Genomic DNA, 16344 nt, shown 5'->3' on the forward strand with positions numbered 1-16344 from the left:
GGTGCAGTCGTAACGCGGTCTGCGGCATGCTGACCCGTCAGGGCCTGAAGCGCGGTCACAAGTCGCTCACGGCAAGGCCCAAGATAAGGCAGACACCGAAGCTGAGGGCGACGTCGTCGGCAGCTTGCGCCCTTCCAGTCGCAAAGAAGGTGTCGCGGAACGCAGCGGAGAGGCAGCAGCCTAAGCAATTCAGCAAGCAGCAGCTTTACGAGATACTGGCTGAAGCGGTCAAAAATACCGGCTAGGTCACCGCGAGCGCCGTTGCACTGCGCTCAGTATTCGGCTCGGCTCGGCAGTTCGGGGGTCGTGCACCTTCCCAAGTTCGTCTGCTTCGGGTCAAGGTGCGAAGAACCCGGCCTGAGCAAAACCAGTCCGCTTCCACCCACGAAGCTGACCTCAATGAGACGGTTCGCCAGTTCGCTGATGGGCCAGCAGCGTTGCATAGGACGGCGATGCCCCAAGACCGCTGCTGGGCTGATCTGTGCTAGGCTTCTTCAAAACATGGTTGGTTGGCTTTGGCGGAGGCGATTGTGAGGCGACGTGAGTTCATCGCGCTCCTCGGCGGCGCGGCGGCAATCCGACCACTCGGCGCGCATGCGGAGCGTCCGCCAGAGCGCATCCTCTATTTCACATACTCCGCCGGCTATCGGCATGATGTCATACCGCTTTCCAAGGTAATCCTGGCCCAGCTCGGAAGCAATTCGGGTGTCTTTGAAGTCACTGCAACGGAAGACACGTCCGAATTTTCTGCCGAAAACCTCGAGCGCTACGCGGCGGTGATGTTCTTCACAACCGGAGAACTTCCGATGAGCGACGCGCAAAAGAGAGCTCTTCTCAGCTTTGTACGCTCGGGCCGCGGGTTCCTCGGTGTTCATTCTGCGACGGACACATTCTACACTTGGCCGGACTATCTCGATCTGGTCGGCGGCTACTTTAATGGTCATCCTTGGCATCAGGCCGTGAAGATCGAGGTGGTTGATCCTGGCGATCCCCTGGTGGCTTTCCTCGGAAATTCGTTGCAAGTTGAGGACGAGATCTACCAAATCAGCGACTTCGATTATCGTGGATCACGCGTGCTCCTGCGCCTCGACCCAAGCTCGGTGGACCTTGGCAAGAACGGCGTGCATCAGCGATTCTATGGCTGGCCTCTCACCTGGACCCGGTTCTATGGCGAGGGACGGGTATTTTATTCGGCGCTGGGCCACGAGCCGTCAGTTTGGCAGGATTGCCGCTACCAGCGACTCCTCACGAACGCTATCCTCTGGTCTATGCGAAGGTCGCCCTAGGAGACGCCGCCGCACTTCGCATTTGCGCCACCGCCGGATTCGTCGGGTGGCGTCCGTGCCAGAGGTTCGGAGGGTCTTGGTCTGCGACTTCCGTTCCGGGTCAAAAGCGGCTGGCGAGCCAAGTTCAGCTCGGCGTCCGGTTCACCAGCGATAGCGGACATCACGGCGGCTGAACTGCTCTTCGGCTTAGGGCCACAACCGGACTCACATGAGGCAAGAAAAATACGCGCGCTCGGTTATCGCTTGCTGCCATGCGCGTTGTGGAGAACTATGCTGGCGGCAAACCAGTCCTCTCGGAGACCTGCCTGAGGAGGAAGTTCAATGCGCCGCATCGTGGTCCCATTTCTATTTGCCGCCTGCACGAGCACACTACTGTGGGCACAAGAGGTCAAGCCCGACTGGCCCATTCCATCGGAATTGAAATGGGAAGCCATCAGCGGTTATCCCATGGCCTACCGGGAAGCGGGTGAGGGTACACCCATCGTGCTGGTGCACGGCTCTACAAGCGATTATCGGATTTGGAATGCCCAATTCGGCGCCTTTAGTGTCGCTTACCGAGTGATTGCGGTCAGCCTAAGGCACTTTTACCCAGAACGCTGGGATGGCAGCGGCACCGATTTCTCAATCGAGCAGCACGCCCAGGACATCGCTACGTTGATAAACAAATTGAATCTCGGGAAAGTGCACCTCGTTGGGCACTCGCGCGGTGGCGCGGTTGCAGTCGAGGTTGCGAAATCGCACCCCGAAGTCATTCGAACGCTGGTGCTGCCGGATGGCAGCATCGAAATGCCGGTGTCCGAGACCGCCGAGGCAAAAGAAGCCGGAGATTTCACAAAAAAGCTGATCGGGACCTTGAAGGAAAACTTAAGAGCCGGTGATACAGCCAGAGCTGCGGAGATCTTCGTCGACACGTTGAGCGGCCCCGGCACCTGGCTAAGGTTTCCCGAACCTACGAAGGAAATGTTTCTAGCAAATATTTACTCGGCGTTGGGGGACAAAGACCGCCCGATCAGCACATGTGCTGACGTCAAGAAGTTTGACTTCCCCGTGCTGCTCATGACGGCCGACAAAAGTCCAAAGAAGTTTGAGTTGATGTACCGCGAAATGCGGAAGTGCCGGGAGTTTCCTGCGACGGTGGTGATACCGAATGCAGCACATGGCATGCAGCGATTGAATCCGGACGTGTTCAACAAGCTCACGTTGGAATTCCTGTCCAACCATTGATTTCTCGTTGACTGGGTGCCCTCGAACGAACAATGGCCGCTTTTGGTCAAAAACAGAAGTCGCGACCTCGCGGTGCAATGTTTGCCTTGCTCCCCGCGAGCGGACATCGTCAGCATAGAGCCGCCGGGCGCTCGCGATTTCGAACTCAAGATCAATTTCAAAACTCTGCCACAGTCGGAAGTCCATTGGCAGAAATTGAGAGAATCAAAAAGGAGCCTGAACTACGAACGCACATACGGGCTCAACAGAGCCGACCAACTGGCCAAAACGGGTTGCCGCCCCAGCGTTTGGGAAACTGGGGCGGCATTGGGGGGCTGGGTTGGTTGGTCACGGCGTTTGGGGGTGCCGTTGACGGGATAATAAAACTTCAATTCGGCCATAGAGCCAATTGTCCTGAGGTACAGGATCGGATTTTGCTTCTTCAAACCAAGCCTAGGGTTCGGCCTCATGACTGAAATCACGCAAGCCGCGTCCGCGAAATCTATGATCATTTTGCTTGTCGTTCCGGCCGATGACCACGCTGTCGACGGCAACCAAGCCGCAACCATCGTCGTCATCGAAGTCAAAGATCGCACAACGGACCGCCGTGCTAACTTCCTCCCAAGGTACATAGACGCCCCACCGGCTCAGTCATCCAGACTGAAGCCGTCTCATTTTCGACGCGTGCGGTTTCTGCATAACAGGCTGACTAAGGGCTCGTACTCCGAAAGAGCCAAGCGATTGCAATGCGGCTGAGAGCCGCCGCGGTCGTTCGCGGCGACGCGCTCGTCGAGCCACCTGGGGACTTCGATCGATGTTGCCGGCAGCCCGACAGCCCCTCGGGTCGCATTCGCCCATTGGCACAAAGTGCAGTAGCCGCGGGCGGCAGATCTGTTTTGTCTACGGTGCGCCTTGCCGAGTCTTTCCAGCCCCCAAGCTTCCAGGATTGGCGGGAATGTACAGGCCCCGGCGCGGCATCCGCTTCGCCGGGGCCACGGACGCGGAGATAGTCCAGGACTATGGACGCAACGGCGGATCGGCAACGAGGTTTGGAGTTGGGTCGCCGCTGGGCAGAGCATGCGTCGGCACACGAGCTCGCGACCATGGTGAGCGGGTCGTTTGATGAACTGAGCCAAATACTGCCACCGGACGTCTCTGATCAGTTCGTCGGCGGCTTTCGCGAAGGCGTGTTGCACGTCTGGCGCGGGGCCTAGGCGCCCCTCAGCACAACACTCCTTCTACGGTGTTCGACCGCCTTTGTTAGGCCCGCAGCCCTTGCCTTCTGCCTTGACGACCTTCGCCAAGCTCTCAAGTTGACGAGCCGAGTCCAGCCCAACATGCCACACTGAGCGAAACTCAAATGAATTGCGCTGTTACGCAGGAGCTACGCTAATGCAGGGCGCGATCCGTTGCTTGCAAGCGGTTGCAAACTGGTTCGACCTAGGTAGCTCTGTTCTGAATGGCCGTTGGTAGAGTGCGAGATTTGTTTTTCTTACAATACGCGACGACCGCACTGGAATTCCGCTGCAGGCGGTCGTAATCCAATACACTGTTGCTTGCCGCTGCGTTGTAATAGCCGCTCATGAAGTATCTTACAAAATCTTGATCCGCTGAACCGTATGCCAACCAAGTTCCGCAAGTGATCTTGTTAAAATCCAGCGTAGCAGTAGGCACCGCATTTACGCCTATCGATTTTTCTAGCCCTGCCATCACACTGGCATTTGGGTTGGATTGGCACCACCCTCTTACGCTTGTGACATTTGCCCGATGCAGGTCAAAATCTACAAACGTCCTCCGACTTTCATAACTGAACCAGCCGGTCATCCAAGCCGAAAACTTGCTCGACGGTGCAGCCGACATGGCAAGATATTCGCCACAGGTGATGCTGCGAATATCGGCCGTCGTGGCGCGCGCCTCACTGGCCAAAGCTGAGGAGACTAAGACCAGCGCAAGCAGAAGCAATCTGCACCTCATTGTGATGACCTCCCGAGCAACAATTGGATACCAGACCAAGCAACATCGTGATCACACATCCCGTGACCACAACTGTATTCGGGCGTTGTGGCGACTGCCTAGTTGATCTAGATCAACGGCGGCGAAGCAATGTCCCTGCCAACCATCCCGGCTCAAGCAAAGTATGTCCTCGCGAAGGCAACGAAGTGCTCGTCACGTCAATTTAAGGATGGCGCACACTGACGCAAGAGACCGTGAGGTGGCGCTTACGCCTGCCGCGATTCGGGCGTAAAGTACTCACTCAAGAGTCGATCGATCACTAATTGGGTCTCAACTTCGGTTCGGAATCCTGCGAGGATCAAAATAGAACCTGGCCGCGATTCTCGCGCCAGAGACCTCTCGCGGGTATCTTCGATCGTGATTGACGGGTCCGGGAAGTGCCGTCGGATCGAGGCATGACAAGACATGATCTCCCCCTCTTCCAAGTGAACTACTGCAAGCTGAAGCAGGGTAGAGGAACTCGCAAGTGCACCAAAGGGCATCGTCCTTGAGTACACTATGAATAGCACTTGAGCCGGCCTGCAAACCCGAGCGCCATGACGTCACACTTTCTCCGCTCCACGCCGGGCAAGTACTCCGCTCGTCGAACTAATCAAGGCAATCAGGGCTTTTCGCTGCGACTCAGCTCGCGTTGAGAGCTTGACCGGAACTGTCGTGGTGTCATTCCGGTCCATCGCTTGAACGCGTGTGTTAGGGAACTCAGTTCGCGATAACCAAGCAGCCACGCAACTTCAGACACGGGTAGCTGCTCCTCTTCGAGATAGCGCTTGGCGAGCGCCGCCCGTAACTGGTCAAGAATTTCAGCGAAGGACGTCTTCTCTTCGCCAAGCTTGCGCGACAAGGTGCGGGTACTCAGTCCTATCTGCCGCGCGACTTCCTTCGCGACGCCTCTACCGTGAGGCAGCAGTGTGGTGAGCGTCTTTTCGACCCTTGAATGAACCGTCGCGCCATGCGGCGCATTCCGCATCAGCGCTTCCTCCGCGTAGCATCGCAACAAATCGTGCAGATAGCCGTCGCGGCCTACCAGCGGGAGCAGTGCCACTTGCACCGGAAAAGAGATCACATCGCCGTCAGCGCCGAACTCGACGTCTCTGCCAAAGAACGTTCTAAATTCGGGGGGCATGCCGGTTCGCAGATGCCTCACCTGCAGCCGAGACGGCACCACACGGCCGTCCGTTACCTGCCTGCAGATCCGCACCAGCGTAACTATCCAGAGTTCGATCTGTTGCCGCTCGCCGCTTCGATCGACACCGACATATTCGAGGGCAACGGTCGCAGTATGCTTCTCCATGTCGAAACGCAGCCGGACTCCCTCATTCATGATCCGGCTGTACCGTTCCGCGGCACGAAGCGCATCGGCGACATTCTCCGACGAAGCCATAACGTAGTAGACAAGGCCGATCTCACGCAGATCAAAGCTCCGGGCGAGCCGGAAGCCCAAGATGTCATCCTCCAATTCTTGAGCAGCCAATTCCAGAATCTTGATCTGGGTCGCAACCTCGAGCCGGACTGCTGGGTCGCGGAAGTCGTTCAGCGTCAATCCCGCCTTGGACACTAGCGCAGCTGTGTCTTGGCCCGAGGTAGCGACCCGCGCGCAGGCCAGCCGAGCAATACCGCCCGTCGCGCTAGGTATCGCACTCAGGCTTCCCGCCGACCTATAGCTCGCTCCTGCCCTGCTCAAGACATCAACGCCCACATCTTTGGGCGAGCCATCATAGGGCGATCCCCGCACTTCCACATAGAAACATCCCCCTGCAGTGCCCTTTCACGCTTTGCCCGACTGCGTATCTCCGGAACGCCAAGCGCTGCTTTCCTTTTCTGGCGGGAACTCAAAGGTCGAGGGGGCTCCGATTTCTTCCAAATACCTGAGGTCATCTCGTTCGCAATGTTTGACCTAGGTCAAACACTGGGCGAGCAGCGATCTAAGGTTGACGTCTCCGGTATCCCACTCGCTACTTTACAGAGGCGCACCGGTCCGTTTGCAGAGCTTTTGCGCCGCAATGGATTTGTGGCCTCAAAGAACAAAACTCTGGCGACCTATAGCAAGCGCGCGTCTGCTGATCATGGCTATGTCTGGCCGCCCTCACCTCAATGCTCAGGCTAATCCCCGAGCGACGCTCGCGATTGGTCAATGCCTCCAAAAGACACCAGGACTGAATTTTGATCGCCGGCAGCACGCCCGGAAGGGCACTTACGGAACTGAAGATCGCGCAGACTTACGTTCGGGTCTCATGCATCCCGGACACGATCTAGGTATGTCCGTTTCAGTCGCCATGGTCGCAAAGTGTGAAATCCGGATGTTGCGAGGCCCGGAACTTGATCTGCATGGTGTGCCACTATTCTGGCTAGAGCTGTTCGACCTCAGTGCAGAGCTTTCGCTCGACAGCGGCTGCTGCCAAAAGATTGAGGACGCGGTGCCCATATTTGACAATTTCGTCGCGCAGGCGCTTGCCATGAGCCGGCCGGATGGCGAGCCGCTGTGAATGATCACCGGGATCATCTGGAAGCACTGCGAAAGCAAGCAGCAGAAGCTGCGCTGATTAGCGCGCTGGCGACATCGCCGCAGAAGCGAGAACTTTTGGCGAAGATTGCGCAGCATTTCGACACGCTGTCGACTGAGCTGGAGCGAGCGGTGAAGGCCGGTTTATATCCAACGGACGAAAACCCACCAGGTATCCCCACAGGGGACTAAGTTGAGTCTCCTGGCGGGCTTCGACAGGTCCGCTCGCCGCGTTCGAAGCTGGTTACACATGCCCCATTCCCTGGGACACTCACGTCGCACTTACGTTTATTGACTTAGATCAATTCCATTCCCGCGCGTGAGGCAAACTCGTTGAGGAGTCTTGCTGTTAGCCGGAAACGAGAATGCCGGATTTACTGCCAGAGAAGACGCTCTCGCGCATCTGATGTCAGTCGGGGAGGCACATCATGAGACCCCTTGCTCTGCTGCTCGCTTCAGCATTTTTGGTTGTATGCGCCGGCGAGAGCCACGCAGTGGTGAGAATTGCCAATGACCGTGGTGGCTTGATCCAACGTTACCTTGATCGATATGATGAGTTGAATGAGACTGGCCAGACTGTGATTATCGATGGCCTCTGCGCCTCCGCCTGTACAATCGCATTAGCAAAAGATCCCATCAAATAGGATCTGCGTTACTGAGAGGGCAAGGCTCGCTTTTCATGCAGCCTGGGACCTCGGCGACGGCGGGCGCCATATTACAAATCGAGAAGCCACGCAAATGATCTATTCGATGTACCCGGCTCCAGTTCGGAGTTGGATCTCAGAACGAGGCGGTTTGTCGCCTCACACAATTTTCCTCCGCGGGGCGCAGTTGCAGGCCATGTTTCCGCGCTGCTATTTGGACGCCGCAGTTTTCCTACGGTCGTAGTCCACCAAGGGCGCCCCAACTCCTTTGCTCCGCGCGAAGTACTACACACGCGACACCAGACCACGCGAACTAATAACCAGCTCAGAGTTCGGAATTGTTCCGCAATGTCAGGCGATCCCGTCTGATGCAGATCGTTCAGCAGACCCCGGCCTCAGACGAGTTGACGGATCGCAGCTAATCTTATTTCGCAGTTCCAAGAGATCGGTGAAGACATCTGCTTGGCGCCGCAGCTCATGTGCGAGCATGGGCGTTGACTCGTAGGTGTGGAGACGACCGTCACGCGCACCCCGCTCCGCTGCACTGCTTGGACCAACGTGCGAACAGGTACACGCAGTCAGACAGTGTATTATGAAGGTCGCTGGGGCCACGCGCAGTGAGGAGTTATCCGCGGCCATAATGAATGGTTGTGGCGATTAAGAAGGACAGTACCGCCTAAGGAGATCCGAGTCCGCGGAAGAGCCTGAAGGTTAATTAAGTCCTAAGCTTAGTAGAGGGCATCGGGTTCCCCCTCCCACACATTTTGGCGCTGCGGTGTGACAGGCAGGACACGGACGACATGGAGCGAGTCGTATAATTATGCTCTTGCAACTTGCGACAGCGTCGGCGACCGCCGACGCATGGGGATGGAGAACTCTGATGAAGAAGTTTCTGCTCGGTACCGTTGCGTTGTTTGCTTTGGGGCTCGCCTCCCCAGCTTCCGCTGCCGACATGGCGGCACGTCCGTACACCAAGGCCCCGCCGGCGCTGGCCGCTCCGATCTACGACTGGACCGGGTTCTACATCGGCGCGAACGGTGGCTGGGGTCAAAGCCGCAATTGCTGGGATTTCGTCGGCGCGGCCGGCGTGGTTTTCGCTGATGGCTGTCGCGAGCGCTCTGGAGGCCTGATCGGCGGTCAGGTCGGGTATCGTTGGCAGGCAAGCCAGTGGGTGTTCGGCCTGGAAGCTCAAGGTGACTGGGCGGACCTCAGCAGCCAGCGCGTCAGTCTGATCAACCCAGCGTTCTCGACCCGCACAAAAACGGACGGCATTGGCCTGTTCACCGCCCAGATCGGCTATTCCTGGAACGCTTCCTTGCTATACGTTAAAGGCGGCGCGGCAGTGACGAGCAACCGCTTCAGCATCCTCGACACGCTCACCGGAACTGAACTGGCAGCTGCGAGCTCAACCCGCTGGGGCGGGACTGTAGGCGTCGGCTGGGAGTATGGTTTCGCACCGAACTGGTCAGCCGGCATCGAGTACGATCATCTGTTCATGGGTGACGCGAACAACTCGTTCTCGGTAGCCAACCCCGTCGTTGCTGGCGCGCTGAACAGGATCAGCCAAGACGTCGATATGGTCACACTGCGCGTCAACTATCGCTTCGGCGGGTACGGTGCGCCGGTGACCGCTCGCTATTGATTTCTTCTAACATTCGAAAACTAAGGCCTCGGCACCGCCGGGGTCTTTCTATGTAAGCGGGCCAGCGTCTGCACGAGTCGGTCCTGCCCGCAGAACGGGACGCTGGCAGTACGAGGGTTCGTACTTGCCTTCTTGAGACAGACTCGATCTCCTCGCCCGCGTCGGCCCGGGCTGTTCGGAGGGCCTTGCTCAGCCTGTTACGCAGTCAGCCCGACAGCGCTTTCCGGCCGGCCATTGGCACAAAGTGCACTAGCCAGAGACTGCGGATCTGCTTGTCTGCAGTGGCCTTGCCGATTCTTTCCAGCCCCCAAGCTTCCAGGATTGGCGGGAACGTACAGGCCCCGGCGCGGCATCCGCTTCGCCGGGGCCACGGACGCGGAGATAGTCCAGGACTATGGACGCAACGGCGGATCGGCAACGACGTTTGGAGTTGGGTCGCCGCTGGGCAGAGCATGCGTCGGCACACGAGCTTGCGACCATGGTGAGCGGGTCGTTTGATGATCTCAGCCAAATTCTGCCGCCGGACGTATCTGATCAGTTCGTCGGCGGCTTTCGCGAAGGCGTGCTGCACGTCTGGCGCGGGGCTTAGGACCACAGCACAAGGGCGCCCGGATGAGACCAAGCGCCCTTGCACCCCCATCGTCGGCTGATCCAAGCTGTGAGTTCTAGGAGATCGTTGGGTGAGCCGAGGAACGCTGGAATACCAAGGGAATCAATAGCCGAGCCTCTTGTTGCAACTGAGGCAGACTCGCGTTCACGGGTCTCGCGCCGCGATCCTCTTAAGCGTGGCAATCTGTCGGAAGAAGGTCTTTATCGACTGGGCAGGGCTTCCGAGAACCTTAGCACCGGGTGCTAGATCCGAAATGACGCCCGCCTGCGCTCCGATTTCCGAACCTCGGCCTATTCGAAGATGCCCTGCCATAGCAGCCTGCCCCCCAACGCGGACGAAATCTTCAAGTACAGTTGAACCCGAGATCCCCACCTGTGCAACTACGACGCAACAGCGGCCGAGACTAACATTGTGACCGATTTGCACGAGGTTATCGAGGCGGGAGCCAGCGCCAATTACGGTGTCTCGCGATGATCCGCGATCAATCGTCGAATTGGCACCAACTTCAACATCATCTTCAAGAATAACTCGCCCAAGCTGGGGGATCGAGAGAAACCCGTCGCTGGTGGAGGCGAATCCGAATCCTTCCTGCCCAATCCGCGCACCCGGATACACGTAAACGCGTGCTCCCAAAACCGCGTAACTAAGGCTCACATTTGCGCCAATCCGGCAGTCCCTCCCGATGGTGACCCCGCTTCCGATGACTGCGCAAGGACCGATCCGGCAACCCGGCCCTATCTCCGCTCCGGTTTCGATCACAGACAGGGGTCCAACTTCTGTCGAAGGATCAATTTGAGCGCCATCCGCTATTATTGCCGAAGGGTGAACGCCAGGACGAGGCGGTGGCACCGGGTAGAACAGCGCAGCAACGCGGGCCCAAGCCGCATACGGTTCGCTCGTTTGGATCGCCACAGTTGCCGCTGGTACTCGTGAAACCATATCAGGGTGAACGAGCACCGCGCCGGCGGAGGTTTGATCCAGGGCGGAAGCGTAACGGCGATTGTCTAGAAAGCTCACTTGAGTCGGTCCGGCCGCTTGTAGAGGGGCCAAACCTTCCAGCAATAATTCACGTTCGTCTGCCACACCCCGCGCCGTGCTAGCGACGAGCGCGAGTGGATGCGGACCAGTTCGCCGGAAGAACCTTGCACTGCCGAGCACTGTTTCGAGCATCACGTCCCCCTGCAGCAAACCGACTTCGGCTGGCATTCCTCCTCCGCCCGTCCCGGCCCATGTCTCTTGTGGTCAGTCGCAGCCGCGGCGAAAAGCGGTTCCCTAGATGCCTTGGCCCAACAGCAATGTTGCTCTCTGCCGTCGGCAGAATTGATTCAGATCAAGACGCATCTTCGGCTGAGCACTTCGCACTGGCTAACGGGCCCGCAACGCGTTCAGAAAGCGGTTACAAGCCACTTGATAGCGGTAATTTTGCTGGCGCCACCACGCCGCCCTTGACCCCCGAGCACCTTGAAACGTGCCGACTCTTCTCCAGGCACACATCGGAGTTGACTTAGATCAACCTTCCGCTCGGCGATCGCCCTTTTTGAATCGGGACAGGCTGGTAATTATCGAGCTTTCCGGTTTCTGAGATGAAAATGACGCGAGCATTGCTCTTCATTGTGGTGGCAATCCTTTGCGCATCATGCAGAACCGACGCGCAGCTTGACCCGATCCAGGCCACCGCGATTATCGATGCGACCGAAGTCACCGATAGAGAAGAATGCCTCTACCAAGAAGTCGCCCGACTAATGGAGCCAAAGGGCAGTTCACCAATCAGCCTGCAGAATGTTGCGGTGGCCGCGACTCGGTTTTGTAGCGCTACTGTGAGAAAACGACTCGAGAGGGCGGCCTCCGTATCCCCGTCTGATGCGCAAACTCTCGCACGCGATGATCAGATGAAGACAGAACACCGCGCGTTCGCCATCGGGTTGGAATTGCGTGAGAAAAGGACAAATGCGGGAATGGCAGGGAACTGAACGTGGCGGCTCCCGCCGGTTTTGTGCGTCCTTGCAACAGGTCCATCTCAGTAGCCAGCCCGCCAGTGTCTTCGCAGCGATCTATCTCGGAACATCGCCCACGCTCATCCCTGCAAAAGATACCTTTCCCCAGTCTGATTTTAAATCGAGTTTATCTATTCCCTTTGAAAGCCCCGACCCATGAAGGAATAATCGGTCCCCCCAAAAGATGGCCGCTACACCACCGGCAATGAGCAAGGCGGCAATCCCAAAGCGGCCATAAGCAAACATATCTCCCGACATTTGGCTGGTCCCTCTTTAAGGTCCATCCACCGTGCAAGTTCGAGGGGCAAGGGTCAAAGGGAGCTACCTCAAAAACGTCATCATACCCACAGTTTCGCGCTGCCGGTGCCCCTGCATCGAGGGCGCTCTCGAGGGTAGCGTCTGCTCTTGATCCGTCGCCTTGTCCTCTTTGTCGGCCCGCGCATCACGATCCGGAGCGTGTCGTTCGGCAGCGGGCGCTGCAATGCCTTGGCCTCATCCCAGGGTGCGCGCATCCAAACGTCCCTCTCTTCGTCGGTGGTCAGGATCACCGGCAACGCCTTCGGATGGACGGCTCGACCACCGCGTTCGGCGAAGTCGTGAGAAAACCATAGACGTGATGCGGGCCGGGTAGCGGCTTCGACTTCGTGCCGCGATCACCGTTGAACGTGGTCCAGATGCCAACAAAGGCGGTGAGCGGCCTGTCCTCGTCGAGCGCGAACCAGACCACGTACTTTTTCCTGGTCTCCGGGTTCGGCTCCGGCGCGTATTCTGCGAAGCTGTTGAACGGCACCAAGCAGCGGTTCTCCGGCTTCAGCCAAGGCGACTGTTACACCGGTCTCGTCGTGATGGCGTTGCGAAACGCGAGCGGCGAAGTGATGGTGGTAATGGTTCGCGTGCCCTCGCCCACACCCTGAATGGTGAGGTCGCCGTAGTCCATAAGGCGGCCAAGAATGCTCTGCTTCACATCAACGCTCTCAACTTTGTCGAGGCTCATCTCAAAAGTTTCCCGCTTGATGAAACCGGTCTTGTGGACAACCCGCATGTTGGTTACGTCGGTCTCGGTGGTCCACCGGTGGAACCAAGCCGTCGCCGTCCAGTACAAAGCCGCAAGCCCGGCTCCCGCCGCTAAGGCCAAGCAGGCCAACGCCAGCACTTCGGCAGTAAAGAAGCGCCACAGCACCAAAAATGCGACCATCACGATCCACGCAGCGATTGCGGGTAGAAAGTACATCCAGTGTTCGTTGGTCGAATACAGCAACCTTTCGCCGGGCTGTATGATTTTGTCGATATACCGCGCCATAGGGCTACCCTGAGTTAACCCGCCACCGCAGCAATTTGCGCCATTCGAGCCGATCAAGGCCTTGATCTATCTCAAGCCTTCGAACGACCAGCGCTGGAAGCTTGTCAAGCGAGAGCCGGACCAACCCTCCTCTAAGAGATCGGAGTGATTGGACGGCTAAGTTTGTAATGGAATTGCGAAGGGTCCCGCCACGGATCAGCGCGGGGTGGGGACCGTCACGGGCTGCAAGCATCGCTTTGGTGCCAATAAGATCGACTTCTCGCTCCGGAATGTTGTTCGCCAAGTCGACCACGCCGGGTGGCAACGTCAGTTTGCTGATGAAACTGAGCCGTCGATGGTAGGCTTCAGCCTTGCTGTAACTTAGCAGCTTCAAAGTTGGATCGTGAAGCGCTGTCCAGACGGCGTGGTTTTCCGCTCCATCGACAAAGATAGCCGCGTCGACTGCGCCCGACTGCAGTGCGAGCAGTGCGGCATTGTTGCTCAGCGGCTGCATCGAAATATTGTTGATCGTGAGACCGTTAAGCGCGAATATGTGTTCCCCCAATGAACGAGCGCCGCTACCGCTAACACCAACGGCAACCCGGTGTTGCGCAGCTCGTTAACATGCGTAAGCACGTCCGTACTGCGGTGGAAAATCCACATAGGTACGTAGTAGAGGCTCGCGAGCATGATTACGTTTTTGGCTTCCGGAAGAGTTGCGATACCGCCCTGCGTGAAGCCGATGTCAACACCCGACTGTGGATCTTGCAGTAGCCGTAGATTGTCCCCGGGACCGTTGGTAATTCGTTCCTTTACCGTGACCCCGGGTCGAGCGAGGATCTCGATATATTGCTTCGCATACCGGTGGAGCAGGCGATCTTCCAGTCCCGAAGCCAGCACGATGTGACGTGGCGGGGCGGTTTGTAGGAAGTACGCGACAGCCCATACCGCAGCAACGATCATTGCAAAGGTCATTATGGCTATGCTGACGCGGCCACGTCGTGCCCTGAACCGTAACTTTTTGAAGATCATACGTACCGCCTTCACGAAAGGTAGACGGAAACGGCTTGACGAGACCAAGGCGTGTGTTTTTGGGCATTTCGTTGCCCTCGGAACTCGGTCGGCATCGGGCGCAGCGGCAAAGCACGCGCGGTGGCTTTCGCGTAACTGCAACCGGGGATGTTCTCGCAGCAGATACCCTCGATAACCGGCGTCGGGCTGTCCCCGCAGTTCCTTCGCAGCTCGGTAGTACCTTGCCGAGGGGATTGCGGAGGGCACCATCGTCGGTCGGCGGCCATCACGGGACAACCGCGCTGCAAGGGCGACAATGACCGTTGATCCGTCCGCAGGGACGACCGGCGCAACAGACCGCATCGCCAGCATATCAACTAAAACGCCACGGCTCCGGAGAGCTGTTACCCGTCTTTCACCCCGGAAGCGATCGGTAGGTCCCGGAGTGCACAGTAGGCAAGTCATAGTCGATGACGACGATCCCGGAATGCTGAGGGCTGTCCAGCGGCTCCTCCGACAGCATGACTATGAACCGATCCTCTTCTCGTCTGCCGAAGAGCTGGAGCAGCACGCCGATCGCCAACGCACTCTGCATCATTTTGGATATCAATCTCAACCTGCGCTCGGGGATCGATCTCCGACATCAACTCAAAGCACGAGGCGTTTTGGTCCCCGTCATTTTCATCACCGGCAATGAGACCGATTCCGTTCGCGAGGCCGCACTGCTGTCCGGATGCCTCGCATTTCCAACGAAGCCGTTCTCAGCGCACGAGCTAATCGAGCCGCTCAAACAGGCTGCGGCAGGCCACTAACCCATTCACTGAGCGCGCCTGGGCTTGCTCCCGTTCCCTTGATCTAGGTCAACGAGACTGAGCTTTCGTCCGGAATTGTACAAAGGTGCAGCGCTGCGGTCAGCGCCAGGCCTTAGGAACATCGATGAAGACGCCCGTAAGCGAGCTGCGCCGTTTGCGCGGAGAACGCATTGACTGGCTGCTCTCGGTGCTCACGGCAGTGCTGGCATTACTGATTTTTGTCTTCGCCCCGCTACAAGCAATGGGCATTACCGCCTTTCATCTGTTTGCGGATGGCCTGTTGCTAGCGATCATCGTCAGCATGGTGATCATCTCCAACAATCCGACTGCTCTCGTTCTGATGTCGCTCGCGCTCGTTTTCAACGTCGCCGTATTCTTCTTGCGCATTTACTACCCAGTACCGTACCACCTTCACATTTTGGCGGGCGCATGGCTGGTCATCGCCTGCACGTTGGGCGTTGTCGTGCTTCAGGCCGTTTTCAGGCGAGGTCTCGTTACATATCACCGAATTATCGGAGCGATCCTTCTGTACCTTTTGATTGCGGTGGCCTTTGCAACGCTGTTCCTGTTTGTAGGGCTGGCGGCTCCCGACGCAATCAAGGGAATAGCTTTCGAGGACGACCATTCGGTTGCCGCATCGCTTTTTTACATGAGCTTTGTCACGCTTACGTCGACTGGGTATGGAGACATCGTTCCGGTACATCCGTTGGCACGAAGTCTCTGCAACATCGAGAGCGTGATCGGTCAGCTTTATCCGGCGACGCTTCTCGCGAGGCTCGTCACCCTCGAGCTCGGCAGTACCGGCTCAGCGAGTAAGCCCACCCCTATCACCTGAGCCGCAGGAGCTGCACCGACACGTGTGCGCTGCACTCGCCTCTGTGGGGTTCCCGCGTCGCTAGGGGAACGCATGGTTGATCTGTGTCAACGCCCCCGATCCTTTAGCGGACACGCTGCGTGCAGCCGCACCAGAGACGGCATCCGTGTATCTGTTGTGCAGGCACAAAAGGGAGACCCGCACCATGCATCCCAAGAAGCGTCTTTCGATCCAGTCAGCGACTATTAGCGGGATTGCGGCTAGCGCCCTCTTGGGCCTTGCAGGTCTCACGCTGAATCCAGGCCCAGCCAATGCGGTCGTGTACTGCCAATACACTGCCTACCCGGCGGGTTGCGTTGCTCGGCCCGGTGTGGTGCTGGGTGCGCGTCCAGTGGCCCGCGCTGCGGTACTGCGGATTCCGGGGATTGCGGCCAGGGATTCCGATTGAACGCGACCATGCATTCCGATCGAAGGCGGCCACCTGTTCCGACGAAGGCGGCCGGAGTGTCGTTGCCGGCATGAGGAGTTGGGTCAGG

Annotated in this window: 18 protein-coding genes and 3 pseudogenes; 12 read left to right on the forward strand and 9 right to left on the reverse strand. The window is 58.0% G+C overall.

Features of this window, described 5'->3' with window-relative positions; all coding sequences use genetic code 11:
• The 3 genes from GWG67_RS37945 to GWG67_RS37955 all read left to right on the forward strand — a co-directional run.
• Nucleotides 1-245, forward strand: a 245-nt coding sequence (locus GWG67_RS37945; protein ID WP_275172807.1) for a GcrA cell cycle regulator, incomplete at its 5' end; no start/stop codon positions are given.
• Nucleotides 246-530: 285 nt separating this feature from the next.
• Complete coding sequence (locus tag GWG67_RS37950) at nt 531-1286, forward strand: ThuA domain-containing protein (RefSeq protein WP_275174757.1); 756 nt, start codon at nt 531-533, stop codon at nt 1284-1286.
• 321 nt (nt 1287-1607) lie between these two features.
• On the forward strand, nt 1608-2510 hold the full coding sequence (locus GWG67_RS37955; protein ID WP_275174759.1) for an alpha/beta fold hydrolase: 903 nt from the start codon (nt 1608-1610) through the stop codon (nt 2508-2510).
• Between the two features lie 1419 nt (nt 2511-3929).
• Here the strand turns inward: GWG67_RS37955 and GWG67_RS37960 are convergent.
• Both GWG67_RS37960 and GWG67_RS37965 read right to left on the reverse strand, forming a co-directional pair.
• Complete coding sequence (locus GWG67_RS37960; protein WP_275174760.1) at nt 3930-4451, reverse strand: HdeA/HdeB family chaperone; 522 nt, start codon at nt 4449-4451, stop codon at nt 3930-3932.
• Nucleotides 4452-5103: 652 nt separating this feature from the next.
• Nucleotides 5104-6240 carry an AraC family transcriptional regulator ligand-binding domain-containing protein gene (locus GWG67_RS37965; RefSeq protein ID WP_342761084.1) on the reverse strand — a complete coding sequence of 379 codons (1137 nt, stop codon included), beginning with the start codon at nt 6238-6240 and terminating at the stop codon, nt 5104-5106.
• 517 nt (nt 6241-6757) lie between these two features.
• Here GWG67_RS37965 and GWG67_RS37970 point away from each other — a divergent pair.
• From GWG67_RS37970 to GWG67_RS37980, 3 genes and pseudogenes are all read left to right on the forward strand, one after another.
• Nucleotides 6758-6985 (forward strand): hypothetical protein, encoded by a 228-nt coding sequence (locus GWG67_RS37970; protein WP_275174761.1) that lies wholly within the window; start codon nt 6758-6760, stop codon nt 6983-6985.
• Complete coding sequence (locus GWG67_RS37975) at nt 6982-7194, forward strand: hypothetical protein (protein ID WP_275174762.1); 213 nt, start codon at nt 6982-6984, stop codon at nt 7192-7194. The genes GWG67_RS37970 and GWG67_RS37975 overlap by 4 nt, the downstream gene beginning before the upstream one ends.
• A gap of 236 nt (nt 7195-7430) precedes the next feature.
• A pseudogene (locus GWG67_RS37980) lies at nt 7431-7890 on the forward strand (hypothetical protein).
• A gap of 155 nt (nt 7891-8045) precedes the next feature.
• Here GWG67_RS37980 and GWG67_RS37985 read toward each other — a convergent pair.
• Nucleotides 8046-8209 (reverse strand): annotated as a pseudogene (locus GWG67_RS37985) (NYN domain-containing protein); the annotation flags it as partial.
• Between the two features lie 317 nt (nt 8210-8526).
• Between GWG67_RS37985 and GWG67_RS37990 the strand changes: the two are divergent.
• Nucleotides 8527-9288, forward strand: a complete 762-nt coding sequence (locus GWG67_RS37990) for an outer membrane protein (protein ID WP_275174763.1) — start codon at nt 8527-8529, stop codon at nt 9286-9288.
• A gap of 394 nt (nt 9289-9682) precedes the next feature.
• Entirely contained in the window at nt 9683-9877 is a 195-nt protein-coding gene (locus GWG67_RS37995; RefSeq protein ID WP_275174764.1) for a hypothetical protein, read from the forward strand.
• Nucleotides 9878-10042: 165 nt separating this feature from the next.
• On the opposite strand, the gene lpxD is transcribed toward GWG67_RS37995, so the two are convergent.
• Nucleotides 10043-11104: a UDP-3-O-(3-hydroxymyristoyl)glucosamine N-acyltransferase gene (gene lpxD, locus GWG67_RS39175; protein WP_369335512.1), complete on the reverse strand. Its 1062-nt coding sequence runs from the start codon at nt 11102-11104 to the stop codon at nt 10043-10045.
• Between the two features lie 383 nt (nt 11105-11487).
• On the opposite strand from lpxD, the gene GWG67_RS38000 reads away from it, so the two are divergent.
• Entirely contained in the window at nt 11488-11868 is a 381-nt protein-coding gene (locus GWG67_RS38000) for a hypothetical protein (RefSeq protein ID WP_275174765.1), read from the forward strand.
• Between the two features lie 81 nt (nt 11869-11949).
• Here the strand turns inward: GWG67_RS38000 and GWG67_RS38005 are convergent, their stop codons facing one another.
• The 5 genes and pseudogenes from GWG67_RS38005 to GWG67_RS38025 form a co-directional block, all read right to left on the reverse strand.
• Entirely contained in the window at nt 11950-12150 is a 201-nt protein-coding gene (locus GWG67_RS38005) for a hypothetical protein (RefSeq protein WP_275174766.1), read from the reverse strand.
• Between the two features lie 80 nt (nt 12151-12230).
• A pseudogene (locus tag GWG67_RS38010) lies at nt 12231-12709 on the reverse strand (SOS response-associated peptidase family protein); the annotation flags it as partial.
• A gap of 9 nt (nt 12710-12718) precedes the next feature.
• Nucleotides 12719-13192 (reverse strand): PH domain-containing protein, encoded by a 474-nt coding sequence (locus GWG67_RS38015; RefSeq protein ID WP_275174767.1) that lies wholly within the window; start codon nt 13190-13192, stop codon nt 12719-12721.
• A 4-nt stretch (nt 13193-13196) separates the two neighbouring features.
• The gene (locus tag GWG67_RS38020) at nt 13197-13736 is read right to left on the reverse strand and encodes a hypothetical protein (RefSeq protein ID WP_275174768.1); all 540 of its coding nucleotides are present in this window, start codon (nt 13734-13736) and stop codon (nt 13197-13199) included.
• Complete coding sequence (locus GWG67_RS38025) at nt 13673-14203, reverse strand: hypothetical protein (RefSeq protein WP_275174769.1); 531 nt, start codon at nt 14201-14203, stop codon at nt 13673-13675. The genes GWG67_RS38020 and GWG67_RS38025 overlap by 64 nt, the downstream gene beginning before the upstream one ends.
• 506 nt (nt 14204-14709) lie before the next feature.
• Here GWG67_RS38025 and GWG67_RS38030 point away from each other — a divergent pair.
• The 3 genes from GWG67_RS38030 to GWG67_RS38040 all read left to right on the forward strand — a co-directional run bounded on the left by GWG67_RS38030 (nt 14710) and on the right by GWG67_RS38040 (nt 16256).
• On the forward strand, nt 14710-14994 hold the full coding sequence (locus GWG67_RS38030) for a response regulator (RefSeq protein WP_275174771.1): 285 nt from the start codon (nt 14710-14712) through the stop codon (nt 14992-14994).
• A gap of 124 nt (nt 14995-15118) precedes the next feature.
• Complete coding sequence (locus GWG67_RS38035) at nt 15119-15829, forward strand: ion channel (protein ID WP_275174772.1); 711 nt, start codon at nt 15119-15121, stop codon at nt 15827-15829.
• Between the two features lie 184 nt (nt 15830-16013).
• A complete protein-coding gene (locus tag GWG67_RS38040) occupies nt 16014-16256 on the forward strand; it encodes a hypothetical protein (protein ID WP_275174773.1) in 243 nt (80 codons plus the stop codon).
• Nucleotides 16257-16344: the final 88 nt, after the last annotated feature.

It is taken from the genome of Bradyrhizobium sp. CSS354 (assembly GCF_029051725.1).
In the GTDB taxonomy this organism is placed as follows: Bacteria; Pseudomonadota; Alphaproteobacteria; order Rhizobiales; family Xanthobacteraceae; genus Bradyrhizobium.

Bases quoted from the DNA above. Each gene is read 5' to 3' on its own strand.
- GWG67_RS38040 (WP_275174773.1), top strand. From the start codon at position 16,014: ATGCATCCCAAGAAGCGTCTTTCGATCCAGTCAGCGACTATTAGCGGG.
- GWG67_RS38035 (WP_275174772.1), top strand. From the start codon at position 15,119: ATGAAGACGCCCGTAAGCGAGCTGCGCCGTTTGCGCGGAGAACGCATT.
- GWG67_RS38025 (WP_275174769.1), bottom strand. From the start codon at position 14,203: ATGATCTTCAAAAAGTTACGGTTCAGGGCACGACGTGGCCGCGTCAGC.
- GWG67_RS37970 (WP_275174761.1), top strand. From the start codon at position 6,758: ATGTCCGTTTCAGTCGCCATGGTCGCAAAGTGTGAAATCCGGATGTTG.
- GWG67_RS37955 (WP_275174759.1), top strand. From the start codon at position 1,608: ATGCGCCGCATCGTGGTCCCATTTCTATTTGCCGCCTGCACGAGCACA.
- GWG67_RS37995 (WP_275174764.1), top strand. From the start codon at position 9,683: ATGGACGCAACGGCGGATCGGCAACGACGTTTGGAGTTGGGTCGCCGC.
- GWG67_RS38015 (WP_275174767.1), bottom strand. From the start codon at position 13,192: ATGGCGCGGTATATCGACAAAATCATACAGCCCGGCGAAAGGTTGCTG.
- GWG67_RS38030 (WP_275174771.1), top strand. From the start codon at position 14,710: ATGAACCGATCCTCTTCTCGTCTGCCGAAGAGCTGGAGCAGCACGCCG.
- GWG67_RS37990 (WP_275174763.1), top strand. From the start codon at position 8,527: ATGAAGAAGTTTCTGCTCGGTACCGTTGCGTTGTTTGCTTTGGGGCTC.
- GWG67_RS38000 (WP_275174765.1), top strand. From the start codon at position 11,488: ATGACGCGAGCATTGCTCTTCATTGTGGTGGCAATCCTTTGCGCATCA.
- GWG67_RS38005 (WP_275174766.1), bottom strand. From the start codon at position 12,150: ATGTCGGGAGATATGTTTGCTTATGGCCGCTTTGGGATTGCCGCCTTG.
- lpxD (WP_369335512.1), bottom strand. From the start codon at position 11,104: ATGCCAGCCGAAGTCGGTTTGCTGCAGGGGGACGTGATGCTCGAAACA.